The following is a 12,505-nucleotide window of genomic DNA, read 5'->3' as shown; positions in this document are numbered from 1 at the left end:
CGTTAAGAATCAAAAACTTTGTCATTGATATGTTTATATCTCAGAACTAACTTACAAGCCTATATTTTATATCTAATTTAATCTTATCAATCTTTGTTCGCTTTAAATCACACAATATCGAAATAGAGTTCTATCTAAGGCTCATCCTAATTGTGATATAAGAGCGTTGAAAACGGTGTCTAACAACGTAAGTAGGTGTTGATGATAAGATCCAAGTTCATTGGCCTCTAGCGCTTAGACCTCCTGCCCCACACTGATTAAACTTCAAGAAAACTCAGCGCTCTCTACCGACTCAGCTTGCGAACAAGACCATTATTCGGTTTTTTCCTACAATAACTTTATAGGAGATGTTATTTTCTATAAATTCAAACTTTAATTTATTACTTCATTAATTTCAATCGTACACAGCCAAATTAGAGATATTAATAATTAGTTGTTAGCATATCATTCGATAAAAGACAAAGTAACTTGTCATAACCTTTAACAAGGCATCACATAAAAACAAGAGTTAGAATATAATCCAACTAAATTAAATGAATTAATAATTTTAATTATCTTACATCGGCATAATTTAACCTTCCGGATTATTAGCGCAATCAAGTATTCACTTGCTGAAAATAAGTGATTGGAATATTTAAAATTAGAACAGTTCGACTTAGTTTTTTTATTCTAAAGAGTGCCATTTTCATATGTAGAACCCCTTTGGTGTGTTTGGCTCCTGTGTGAGATGAAAGTAGGAACAAAAGAAATCCCGTTCAAAGTCACATTTCATGTCGACATCCGTCAGTAATTACGTTAGCTTTAGAAGTATAGACGTCTAAAAAGTTAAGCTTAGGGAGAGAAAGCCGTGCCAATTAGAATTCCAGATCAGTTACCCGCTAGCGATGTATTAAGGACAGAGAACATCTTTGTGATGAGCGAAAGTCGAGCGGCGAGTCAGGAAATCCGTCCATTGCGAGTGCTTATTCTCAATTTGATGCCAAAGAAGATTGAGACAGAAACTCAGTTTCTTCGCCTACTTTCTAATAGCCCACTTCAAGTGAACGTGGAACTGTTACGAATCGATAATCGCCCAAGTAAGAACACACCAACTGAGCACCTAGACACATTTTATCGTCAATTTGAAATGGTAAAAGGCAAGAACTTCGATGGCCTTATCATTACTGGTGCTCCATTAGGTTTGGTCCAGTTTGAAGATGTGATTTATTGGGATCACTTGAAGACCATTATGGAGTGGGCAAAAGATCACGTCACGTCCACACTTTATGTTTGCTGGGCTGCACAAGCGGGTTTGAAGCTTCTATACAACCTGCCAAAGAAAACACGCAAAGAAAAGCTATCGGGCGTGTACCATCACTCTATCCATCATCAGTACCACCCTCTTCTACGTGGTTTCGATGATACGTTCTTAGCACCACATTCTCGTTATGCAGATTTCTCGCCGGAGTTTTTAGAAGAACATACGGACCTCGATATTCTCGCAACGTCCGATGTCGCGGGTGTTTATCTAGCAACCACAAAAGACAAGCGTAATGTGTTTGTCACTGGTCATCCAGAATATGACTCTCACACACTCCATAACGAATACATTCGAGATTTGGGCGAAGGGATGGAACCTGCGATTCCAATCAATTACTACCCGAATAACAACCCAGACAATCCACCTTGTGCGAGTTGGCGTAGCCATGGACACTTGCTGTTCTCTAACTGGTTGAACTATTGCGTTTACCAACAAACGCCATACGATCTGGATCATTTCAGCGAAGACGCCTTCACTAAAGACGACTAACTGCCTGAATTTAGAGTGTGAACTAAGCCGCCAACTGGCGGCTTTTTTGTATCAGTTTGCTAACCTGATCGCATAGTATTTTTTCCCCAATAGGCTTTTGCATCGTAATTCATATCATGCTGTGTGAATCAGGGATGTGGGGCATAGATATGAAGCTTGGAAAACTCGGTGTATTAGTGTTAGCAAGCCAGCTAGGTTTGCTTGGGTGTGTCACCGTCAATGAAGATGGAAACAGTCCAGTTGTGAAAGCCGATCCGGTTTCTATGGCAGAGTCACGAATCGCTCTCGGTCTCGGCTATTTAGAGAGTGGCAGTATGATCCGAGCACACGATAATCTGCAGCAAGCCCTTACCCACGCACCTAGCTACTATCGTGCTCAACTTTCGATGGCGCATTACTACGAAACCGTAGGTGAAGATTCAAAAGCAGCACAGATGTACAAACGCTCTCTTCGTCAGCATCCTAAAAATGGTAATGTGCTGAACAATTACGGCACCTTCCTGTGTAAACAAGGCGAATACAGCCAAGCAGATAAAATGTTCAATCGTGCGATCGAACAGCCTTACTATTACCTTATCCCTGCTAGTTACGAGAACGCCGGATTTTGTGCACTAAAATCGAATCAAGCTGAAAAAGCAAAGTACTACTTCGCTCGAGCTATCGACCATGACCCTCACCGTCCTAAATCTATCCTTCAGTTGGCGAAGCTAGAGATCGACAGCGGAAACTACACCGATGCTCGTATTCGCTTGATGCGTTTTAACCAAATGTACGGGGTCAAGAAACCCTCTCTCCGCTTAATGGTGGAACTAGAACGCGCTGCGGGCAATGAAGCCTTAGAGCGAAAGTATCAGTACCAACTCGATCAAATTTCTTAACTCCATAAACTCAAAGAGTCGACCACAAAGCGTCGACTCTCGTCATGCTCGGACTGTTTGCCTAGCATTCTTCTGTCGTTCAATGCTTTTCTGAAGCCACTTTCAATCGTCTAAAATTACAGAAGTGTCATCGTGAATTTTCGCGTCAAAAATAGCACTAACTTGCTATTTATTAATGAATTTTTAGATTTAACTAAATTAGTAAACTGAATTTTTACTCTAATTTATATGACACCAATCACACTAATTTGCTTAGTGTTTGCACAACAACGAACAAGATCTATACATTCGAGTGGCTTATAGGCAATTTATTAAAAACAATTCAACTCTATAAATGTCACAGAAATAAGGAAATTTATGTTGAAGTATAAGAACACAGCGTTGGTGGCAACTCTCCCTCTTCTATTGTTACAAGGCTGTGGAGGCGGCGGTGACAATGGAAATAGCTCTAGCACAGCAGTCGGCAATAACATAACCTGGTCAGCAGGAGACTTCTCTACCCCGGCTAGCGAGTTTGCGAATAAATGTAGCATCGCTAGAACAGGTATTGACCCATACACAGGGGATTATTATCCAGACCAAACAGGTTCAGCACTGCAAGAAAAAATGTTCTTACGTGCCTTCAGTAATGATACCTATCTTTGGTATGACGAGATCCCAGATATCAACCCGGACAACTTCCCTACCGTTGCGGCTTATTTTGATTCGCTGGTAACGACAGAAAGAACGGCTTCTGGCCAATACAAGGATCGATTCCACTTCACTCGCTCTTACGACGATTTCATGAAATCACAACAAGCGGGTCTTGTTGCTGGTTTCGGCTTTAACTGGAAATTCGTTCAAAGCTATGAACCGCGAGAAATCATCATTTCTTACACGGAAGATAACTCTCCAGCCTCTTCAAATGGCGTTGCTCGAGGCGACAAGCTATTGAAAATCAATGATGTTGATGTTGTGAACACCTCTTCAAGCTCTGAGATTGATTTCATCAACAATACGCTTTTCTCTCCTGCGCTAGGTCAAAACTACACCTTCACGTTTGAAACCGTCGATGGCGCTCCGAAGGTGGTGACTCTGACATCGGCAGATGTCGCAACAAGCCCGGTTCGCAATGTAAAAGTCATCGACAACAACGGAACAAAAGTCGGCTACATGCAATACAACGCTTTTGAAGTGACTGCGCAACAGCCACTTATCGATGCGTTTAATCAGCTGTCAGCAGCAAACGTTGAAGAGATCGTGATGGATTTACGCTACAACGGTGGTGGCTTAGTTTGGCAGTCTGCACAAGTCGGCTACATGTTGGCAGGCACACATTCTAATGCCACCTTCGCTGAGCTGATTTACAACGACAAGATCATGAACTCTGACAAGCTAGAAAATAACGTTTATAAGTTTGTCGACACCGAAATTGATTGGGGTAAAGGGATCTTGACTGACATTGCCCTACCGACATTAAGTGCGAAACGCGTTTACGTCCTGACTACAGACAATACGGCGTCTTCGAGTGAACTTCTCATCAACGGTCTTCGCGGTATTGATGTTGAAGTGGTTCAAATTGGTACCACGACAACAGGTAAGCCATACGGCTTCTCTCCAGAACAAAACTGCGGCAACATGTACTACACCATTCAGTTCAAGTCTTCTAACGCAAAAGGCTTTGGTGATTTTGCCGATGGCTTTACACCGACAGCAAAAAGTCTAGTATCGTCTAATATTGGTATAGATGACAAAGTGGAAGGCTGTGTTGTAGCAGATGATTTAAGCAAACCATTAGGAGATCCCTCTGAAGGCATGCTTTCAGCTGCACTAAATTACATGGTTACAGAAGGTACTTGTCCTCCTGCGCCTGCCGTGGCGGCAGCTCCTAGAGCGATGCCTATGCTGGGTGGAACTCCACTAAATCAACAGCTTGATCCACTGCGACAAGAGGCTATTCATGTCAAAATTAACTAAAACATTGACCTTGCTTACCGGTGCGGGTTTTAGCATGGTGCTAATGGGATGTTCATCATCAAATCACAATGACGATATGGTAAATGCTTTAAGTATTAAGACTTCTGGCGATACCGTTACGGAAATCCAGCAAGCTATCACAACGATTCAAGGCAACCAAGTACCGCCAAAAATTGCGTCAAATACCTTCGAAACAAACTCACATTTGTTGATTGTTTCTGGGCAATTGATGGAGAGTTACAACATGCCATTGAACGGCGCAGAAACAGAATTGCCCGATCAATACACCTTGCAACTTCGTGAAGAGGAATGTGGCGTTTATTACGAGAAAGACGACAAGTTTGTCCCTCTAACCAACATACAATGCCGACCTAATCCGATTCAGGACTAAACAAAAAGCCCGCCGTTACTTTATTCAAAATAACGGCGGGCTTTTCTCATTGTTCGTATTCAAATCAAACAAAATCTTACGATTCGAACGACTCAGTCTAAAGCCATATTATAGGAAGTGGAACGTCACGTTACCTGTGATGCTACTTACTGTATCGCTGTCCCCATCGATATCAACCCCAAACGCTTGATAACTTGCACCGACAGAAATGTTGTCTAACAAGAAGTATTCCGCGCCAACACCGTACATGTAAGACACGCCATCGTCTTTGTCCAAGCTACTCAGATTACCATTGTATTCGACGTTAAACGCGTTAATACCACCTTTCGCGTAAACGTGCAGAGGACCAAAGTCGATACTTGGCTTTGCGGCTAAGTAGAAGGAAGAGAAATCTACATCACCTCGGTTACCAGCAAGATTTAAATCCACTTGGCCATGGTTAAAATAGCCCACTTCAATACCAATCAGCGGCAAGATCCCCGTACCGACATGAATGCCATAAGTTGTGTCGTTTTCGCTATCGATGTCTGATTGACCAATTTGACCACCAGCATAAAGCCAAGAGTCAGCAAGTGCAGATGTTGAGCATAGCGCCAAAGCCAATAACGAGAGTTTTGTTTTCATAGTTATACCTTTCCTGTTCGATTCCTGAACGGAACATCACGCGAACTGCATCGCGTTCCTTATGTATCTAGGTAAATACTATATTCAAAAAGTGGCAGGTTTTAAGAACAAGAAATGAATAATTTCTGTTCAATATCTATTTGTGTGATTTACAGACAAAAAAACACCGGCGCGTTGCCGGTGTTTATCAAATAAATCTTCGAAATGTTCGAAGATTATAGGAAGTGTAGTGTCGCGTTTAGAGAGAACGTACCGATGTCGTCTTTGCCCGCTGTGTAGTTCATGTAGCTTGCGCCAACAGACATAGGGCCGAAAATGAAGTATTCCGCACCTACACCGTACATTAGATCCACATCATCGTCGTCTTTGCCGCCAGAAACTTTCTTATCCCACTGGTGGATACCGCCTTTCGCGTAAACATGCAGAGGACCGAAGTCGATGCTTGGTTTAAGCGCAGCGTAGTAAGAAGTCAGTTTAGTTTCTTGACCAGCGATCTTGAATTCACCGTGTTGAGTAACACCCGCTTCGATACCGATGATTGGCAGAATACCTGTACCTACGTGTACAGAGTAAGACGTGTCTGTTTCGCCTTTGTAGTCAGACTGACCTACAGAAGCACCACCATAAATCCATGAATCTGCCATTGCTGCAGAAGAAGCACTTAGAAGTGCCACTGCCAATAGAGTTTTCTTCATCATCAACCTTTACTCTTTATTATTACCCACTTCTGCATCAAGCAGAGGTTGGTACTGCAAACACAAGGGAGGCGAACCATTGCCTCCCTTGTGACTTAAAATCACTTGTGGGTAAATAACTGCAATTACTGTACCAATCGAGCTTGCCACTGGACAAACCATTGATTACTCAGCAAACCCCACAAGAAAAAAACTGCCGCTATTGTACCGATCGCTTAGCAAGCATCAATCGCATTTTTGATACGTTTATCAGAAACTGGGTACGGAGTCCCCAATTGTTGAGCGAAGAAGCTCACTCGAAGCTCTTCGATCATCCAACGGATCTCTTTCACGTTCTCAGGAATCACCATGCCTTTCGGAATTTTGTTGAGCAGCTCTTTGTAGTCACTCGTAACGGATTCCACTTTCAGCATGTGCAAACGGTCTTTGTTTGGATCGATCGGCAGCTTCTCCATACGACGCTCAATCGCACGCATGTAACGCAGAATATCTGGCAGGCGTTTCCAGCCACATTCTGTCGCGAAGCCCTTGAAGATCAACCCTTCGACTTGTGCTTTGATGTCCGATAACGCAAACGCCATGGTGAAATCGATCTTGCCTTTCAACTTCTTATTGATGTTGAAAGCGGTCGTCAGGATAGTTTCCACTTGCTGTGCAATGTCCACCACCGTATCACCAAGCTCAGCACGAACGTGTTCTTTCAGTGCGTCAAACTTCTCTGGCTCCCAAACCAGACCGCCCTGCTCTTCGATAAGCTTATCGACACCACACGCGATACAGTCATCAATCAGATCCAGCACTTTACCGTAAGGGTTAAAGTACAGACCCAACTTCGACTTGTTCGGTAAGTTAGAGTGCAGGTATTTAATTGGCGACGGCACGTTCAGCAAGATCAGACGACGCTGACCCGCTTGCATTGCCGTGACCTGCTCGTATTCCGTCTCGTACAGTTTGATTTCAACGCTGTCTTTGGCATCCACAATCGCTGGGTACGCCTTAACGTCGTAACCACCGCGTTTTTGTTGGTATACCTTAGGCAGTTCGCCAAAGCTCCACGTATGCAGACCTTCTTGCTCGATGTCGTCATCCGCAACTTTTGAAAGGGTTTCTTGGACTTTGTCTTTCAAGCTCTCTTTCAATTCGTGAAGGTTTTTATTCTCCTTCAACTTGCGATTTCTATGGTCAACCGCGCGGAAAGTCACCTTCAAGTGCTCCGGAATTTGATCCATATTCCAATCTTCGCGCAGAACTTCCACACCCGTCATTCGACGCAGCTCTTTCTCTAATGAATCAAGCAGTGGCGCTTCCATCGGTGTTGCGCGCGCTAAGAAAGCATCGGCGTAGTTTGGTGCAGGAACAAAGTTCTTACGCACTGTCTTCGGCAACGATTTAATCAAGCTCACCACAAGCTCATGGCGTAAACCTGGGATCTGCCAGTCAAAACCCGCAGGCTCGACTTGGTTCAAGATCGGCAGCGGCAAGTGTACCGTCACACCGTCACTGTCATCACCCGGCTCAAACTGGTAGCTCAGCTTAAGTTTCAGGTTGTTTTGATGCCAGAAGTTCGGGTAATCCAAATCGGTAACGTGGCTTGCATCGCCCTTGAACAGCATCTCTTTCTCGAAGTTCAGCAGCTCTTTGTTGTCTTTCGATGCTTTCTTCCACCATGTATCGAAGTGTTTGCCAGAGACCACTTCAGTGCCAACGCGTTGGTCGTAGAAATCAAACAGTTCATCGTCATCCACCAAGATGTCACGGCGACGAGATTTGTGTTCAAGTTCTTCCACTTCTTGAAGAAGCTTGCGGTTTTGCTTGAAGAACGCGTGTTTGGTTTCCCACTCACCTTCCACCAGCGCACTACGAATGAATAGCTCACGACTGACGGTTGGATCGATACTACCGTAGTTCACCAAACGCTTCGGCACAATTGGCACGCCGTAAAGCATCACTTTCTCGTGTGCCATAACCGCAGCACGTTTCTTCGACCAATGCGGCTCGCTGTAACTGCGCTTAATCAGGTGCTTCGCTAGTGGCTCAATCCACTCAGGCTGAATCTTAGCGATGATGCGGCCCCAAAGTTTTGAGGTTTCCACCAACTCAGCAGACATGATCCACTTAGGCTGTTTCTTGAATAGACCTGATGCAGGGAAGATATGGAAACGAGCGTTACGCGCGCCTTGGTATTCGTTCTTCTCTTGGTCTTTCATACCGATGTGTGACAACAAACCGACCAAGATTGAGCTGTGTACGCCATGGTAAGACGCAGGCTCATCGTTCAGTTTGAATTCCATTTCACGCATCGACTGGTGAATTTGGAAGTACACATCTTGCCACTCACGCACGCGCAAGTAGTTCAAGTAATCTTGTTTACATTGCTTGCGGAACTGGTTACCCGTCAGCGCTTTTTGCTGCTTCTGGATGTAGTTCCATAGGTTCACAAACGTCAGAAAATCTGAGTCTTCATGGAAGAAACGTTTGTGCTTGTCATCTGATGATTGCTGCTTGTCACTTGGACGTTCGCGCGGGTCTTGAATCGACAATGCCGCTGCGATGATCATCACTTCTTTCAATGCGCCTTGCTTTGGTGATTCCAATACCATACGTGCTAAACGTGGGTCGATTGGAAGGCGTGCAAGCTGACGGCCAATGCTAGTTAGGCGTTTCTTCGATTCTTTCGCATCAGAATTGATTGCACCTAACTCTTCTAGAAGGCGAACACCGTCTTGGATGTTACGTTTGTCAGGCGCTTCCACAAACGGGAAGGCTTGAATATCGCCCAAACCAAGTGCCGTCATCTGCAAGATAACCGACGCTAGGTTGGTACGCAGGATCTCAGGATCGGTAAACTCCGGACGTGACTCAAAATCTTCCTCTGAGTACAGACGGATACAGATACCCTCTTCCACACGACCACAACGACCTTTACGCTGGTTCGCACTCGCCTGGGAAACTGGCTCGATTGGAAGACGCTGAACCTTAGTACGGTAACTGTATCGGCTGATACGCGCCGTACCCGGATCGATAACGTATTTGATTCCCGGAACCGTCAACGAGGTTTCCGCTACGTTGGTTGCCAGTACAATTCGACGACCTGCATGAGGTTGGAAAATCTTGTTCTGTTCACCCGCCGACAAACGCGCGTAAAGCGGCACAATTTCCGTGCTCTTAAGGTTACGTTTAGACAGTGCATCAGCGGTATCGCGGATTTCACGCTCACCGTTCATGAAGATCAGAATGTCACCTAAACCTTCATCGCACAGTTCGTCTACCGCTTCGAAGATACCTTCAAGTTGGTCACGATCATTATCGTCATCACCACTTAGTGGGCGGTAACGCGTTTCTACTGGGTAAGTACGACCTGACACTTCAATGATTGGTGCGTTGTTGAAGTGTTTTGAAAAACGCTCAGGGTCGATGGTTGCCGACGTGATGATCACTTTCAAATCAGGACGACGTGGCAACAGTTCTTTCAGGTAACCCAAGATGAAATCGATGTTAAGGCTGCGCTCGTGCGCTTCATCGATAATGATGGTGTCGTATTGATTCAAGAAGCGGTCATGCTGAATTTCAGCCAGCAAGATACCGTCCGTCATCAATTTGATTTGGGTATTTTCAGAGATCTGATCGTTGAATCGAACCTTGTAACCAACAAACTCACCAAGCTTGGTTTCCATCTCTTCGGCAATACGGTTTGCAACCGAACGCGCCGCAAGACGACGAGGCTGAGTATGACCAATCAGACCAAACTTACCGCGACCAAGCTCAGCACAGATTTTTGGCAGCTGAGTGGTTTTACCTGAACCAGTTTCACCCGCAACGATAACCACTTGGTTTTCTTCGATCGCTTTCGCAATGTCGTCGCGTTTTTGGCTGACTGGCAGGATTTCAGGGTATTCAATCGTTGGTTTGTAGCTACTACGTTGCTCCACAACCATCATGGATTTGGCGATGTCTAATGCGATTTCATCAAACACAGCGTTACGTGCCGCGTCTTTTTTGATTTTGCTTGCACCAGAGATTCGTTTACTCAAGCGGAAGCGGTCACGCATCATGCATTGGTTAAGTGCCTTGCGCAGTGACGCCGCGTTATTTACTTGAGCCTGAGGCGCAGCATTCTGAGAAGCTTGTGCTTGAGATGCATTAGCCTGCTTCGCTTTGGCATTTTGCGCACCATTTGACGGTGTCGCTTGCTCTTCAGCGGGATTCTTTTTTGGGGGCTGTGACGAAGTCAAAGCGTTTCCTATTCTTTTCATTACATAAAACTGCGCGGATTGTAGCACATAAGGGCTAGAACAAGATAACGGAAAGCAGCATCCGGCAATCATTCAATTTTTTCGAACAACTTAAGCGAATCCATCGGGTTTTGAGTCGCTGAGCATTGCCTATAATGCATCACATAGCCGAAAGCACTTATTAAAGGAAATCCATATGTCTCGTGTACTAGCTCTTAAATCAAGCATCCTTGGCGATTACTCTCAATCAAACAAACTGGTTGAAGACTTCATCAAAAATGTAGACCAAGATAAGCTAACTGTTCGTGACTTAGCTGCAAATCCACTGCCAGTTTTAGACTTTTCAGTTGCGACAGCACTACGTGCAACAGAAGATCTTTCGCAAGAACAACAAGTGGTGGTTGACCTATCTGATACCTTAATTGAAGAAATCAAAGCAGCAGATACTTTGGTTATCGCAGCACCAATGTACAACTTTACGATTCCAACTCAGCTTAAAAACTGGATTGATTTGATTGCTCGTGCAGGCGTGACATTCAAATACACAGAAAATGGCGTTCAAGGTTTGATTGAAGGTAAGAAAGCAATCGTAGTCACCACCCGTGGCGGTCTTCATAAAGACTCACCAACCGACAGCATGACACCGTACCTACGCACAGTATTGGGCTTTGTTGGTATCACGGATGTGGAGTTTGTTTACGCAGAAGCGCTAAACATGGGCGAAGACGCAGCAGCAAAAGGCATTTCAGACGCGCAAAGCCAATTGGCAACCTTGGCGTAAGATTAAATAGAATTGAGTACAAACAAAAAGGGATTGGTTCGCGCCAATCCCTTTTTTATCGTTTTAAGTCAAAGCTAATGATGCTGTTGTAGCAACTTTGCGCGCATTGTCCGCAACCTTTGCATTTGGCAGCGTCAATTTTAGGTTTGACATCATCTTGCCATTGCAAGGCATCATAAGGGCAACTGTCCTCGCAACTGCCGCAATAACCGTATAAGTTTTCGCAGCTGTTCGAGATAGTTGCTATCAAGCCTGTAGACTCTGTTTGGTTTGAAAGCGCCAATGTAGGACACGCCGACTTACACGCGCCGCATAAATCACATGCCGAGTAACTGATGTCTAACGCGGCAACGCCATCAACCATTTCTATGATTTGGCTCAGACATGCAGAAGCGCACTTTCCGCATCCATCACAAAGCCGAGTGAACATCGACTCTTCCACCGCATAAGGCGGTCTCGCTTTAACACGAGGCTCTTGAGCTTGTTCCACTGGCGCGCGACGGAACGAAAACAGGCGTCGCTTGCTTAGATCAACCGATTCAGACTGGCGCATCCGAGTAATCTCTCTTTACTGGCACAACGACTTGGTATTGCTCACTCAAGGATTGAAGTAATTCTTCAGTAAGGTTCGACAGTTTTGAGTAAGGCGCAAGAGTCACTGCTTTTTTGAAGCGCTTGTTGAAAAAGCCAAACCACGGCATCAAGTGCTCGCGCAGCATTTCAGCCGCCAGTTTTTGCTGTTCAGTTTCAATCAACATGCCTAACACCATCAGCATCAAGCCGATCTGGTCTTCTGGTTCACGTTGGTCAGATTCCAAAGCAAAACCACAACGCTGCAAGAAGTAACGATATTCAATGGTTGATTCACCAAACAACACCGCTTCTTTATCTAGATAAGCCGAACCCCAAGGTGGCGCTGGCATCTCACCAATACCGGCAAACATGCGATCGTGCTCCATTTGCAGTGCCTCTTCGCTCTCGTTTTGAAAGCTGCGTAGCATGTCATTAAGCGCTTCAATTGGTGTATCAGTATTGCTTAGCAACGTATCGAGATTCGCCGCTGGGTAATCTTTTGGTTGGTAGTAAAACAGTGCACCAAACAGCTTAAGAACGATGCTGGTATCTTGTGGTTCAAGTTGAAAAATTTGCATGACGTACC

Annotated in this window: 10 protein-coding genes; 5 read left to right on the top strand and 5 right to left on the bottom strand. The window is 44.8% G+C overall.

Annotated features, from left to right (window positions below):
• The first annotated feature begins 847 nt into the window (after window positions 1-847).
• The 4 genes from metA to KJB05_RS08470 all read left to right on the top strand — a co-directional run bounded on the left by metA (window position 848) and on the right by KJB05_RS08470 (window position 5,014).
• On the top strand, window positions 848-1,789 hold the full coding sequence (gene metA / locus KJB05_RS08485; RefSeq protein WP_005442735.1) for a homoserine O-succinyltransferase: 942 nt from the start codon (window positions 848-850) through the stop codon (window positions 1,787-1,789).
• A gap of 149 nt (window positions 1,790-1,938) precedes the next feature.
• Window positions 1,939-2,667 carry a type IV pilus biogenesis/stability protein PilW gene (gene pilW / locus KJB05_RS08480; protein ID WP_208444426.1) on the top strand — a complete coding sequence of 243 codons (729 nt, stop codon included), beginning with the start codon at window positions 1,939-1,941 and terminating at the stop codon, window positions 2,665-2,667.
• A 357-nt stretch (window positions 2,668-3,024) separates the two neighbouring features.
• Entirely contained in the window at window positions 3,025-4,623 is a 1,599-nt protein-coding gene (locus KJB05_RS08475; RefSeq protein ID WP_208444427.1) for a S41 family peptidase, read from the top strand.
• Window positions 4,607-5,014, top strand: a complete 408-nt coding sequence (locus tag KJB05_RS08470; protein ID WP_208444428.1) for a hypothetical protein — start codon at window positions 4,607-4,609, stop codon at window positions 5,012-5,014. Before KJB05_RS08475 ends, KJB05_RS08470 begins: the two co-directional genes overlap by 17 nt.
• 108 nt (window positions 5,015-5,122) lie before the next feature.
• Here KJB05_RS08470 and KJB05_RS08465 read toward each other — a convergent pair whose 3' ends face one another.
• From KJB05_RS08465 to hrpA, 3 genes are all read right to left on the bottom strand, one after another.
• Window positions 5,123-5,638 carry an outer membrane beta-barrel protein gene (locus KJB05_RS08465; protein ID WP_009704277.1) on the bottom strand — a complete coding sequence of 172 codons (516 nt, stop codon included), beginning with the start codon at window positions 5,636-5,638 and terminating at the stop codon, window positions 5,123-5,125.
• A 215-nt stretch (window positions 5,639-5,853) separates the two neighbouring features.
• On the bottom strand, window positions 5,854-6,333 hold the full coding sequence (locus tag KJB05_RS08460; protein ID WP_009704276.1) for an outer membrane beta-barrel protein: 480 nt from the start codon (window positions 6,331-6,333) through the stop codon (window positions 5,854-5,856).
• A 215-nt stretch (window positions 6,334-6,548) separates the two neighbouring features.
• On the bottom strand, window positions 6,549-10,565 hold the full coding sequence (hrpA, locus tag KJB05_RS08455) for an ATP-dependent RNA helicase HrpA (protein WP_208444429.1): 4,017 nt from the start codon (window positions 10,563-10,565) through the stop codon (window positions 6,549-6,551).
• Window positions 10,566-10,761: 196 nt separating this feature from the next.
• On the opposite strand from hrpA, the gene KJB05_RS08450 reads away from it, so the two are divergent.
• Complete coding sequence (locus tag KJB05_RS08450) at window positions 10,762-11,346, top strand: FMN-dependent NADH-azoreductase (RefSeq protein WP_038872312.1); 585 nt, start codon at window positions 10,762-10,764, stop codon at window positions 11,344-11,346.
• A 55-nt stretch (window positions 11,347-11,401) separates the two neighbouring features.
• On the opposite strand, the gene KJB05_RS08445 is transcribed toward KJB05_RS08450, so the two are convergent.
• On the bottom strand, window positions 11,402-11,899 hold the full coding sequence (locus KJB05_RS08445; protein WP_208444430.1) for a 4Fe-4S binding protein: 498 nt from the start codon (window positions 11,897-11,899) through the stop codon (window positions 11,402-11,404).
• On the bottom strand, window positions 11,886-12,497 hold the full coding sequence (locus KJB05_RS08440; RefSeq protein WP_208444431.1) for a molecular chaperone TorD family protein: 612 nt from the start codon (window positions 12,495-12,497) through the stop codon (window positions 11,886-11,888). Before KJB05_RS08440 ends, KJB05_RS08445 begins: the two co-directional genes overlap by 14 nt.
• Between the last annotated feature and the right edge of the window lie 8 nt (window positions 12,498-12,505).

This window comes from Vibrio sp. B1ASS3 (assembly GCF_905175355.1).
GTDB classification, from domain to species: domain Bacteria; phylum Pseudomonadota; class Gammaproteobacteria; order Enterobacterales; family Vibrionaceae; genus Vibrio; species Vibrio owensii.
The sequence above is the reverse complement of the archived record's forward strand: the minus strand, read 5'-3'. Positions and strand labels throughout refer to the sequence as shown.

Excerpts from the sequence above, each read along its gene's own strand:
- KJB05_RS08465 (WP_009704277.1), bottom strand. The coding sequence starts at position 5,638 with ATGAAAACAAAACTCTCGTTATTGGCTTTGGCGCTATGCTCAACATCT.
- KJB05_RS08460 (WP_009704276.1), bottom strand. The coding sequence starts at position 6,333 with ATGAAGAAAACTCTATTGGCAGTGGCACTTCTAAGTGCTTCTTCTGCA.
- KJB05_RS08450 (WP_038872312.1), top strand. The coding sequence starts at position 10,762 with ATGTCTCGTGTACTAGCTCTTAAATCAAGCATCCTTGGCGATTACTCT.
- KJB05_RS08440 (WP_208444431.1), bottom strand. The coding sequence starts at position 12,497 with ATGCAAATTTTTCAACTTGAACCACAAGATACCAGCATCGTTCTTAAG.
- KJB05_RS08470 (WP_208444428.1), top strand. The coding sequence starts at position 4,607 with ATGTCAAAATTAACTAAAACATTGACCTTGCTTACCGGTGCGGGTTTT.
- pilW (WP_208444426.1), top strand. The coding sequence starts at position 1,939 with ATGAAGCTTGGAAAACTCGGTGTATTAGTGTTAGCAAGCCAGCTAGGT.
- KJB05_RS08475 (WP_208444427.1), top strand. The coding sequence starts at position 3,025 with ATGTTGAAGTATAAGAACACAGCGTTGGTGGCAACTCTCCCTCTTCTA.
- KJB05_RS08445 (WP_208444430.1), bottom strand. The coding sequence starts at position 11,899 with ATGCGCCAGTCTGAATCGGTTGATCTAAGCAAGCGACGCCTGTTTTCG.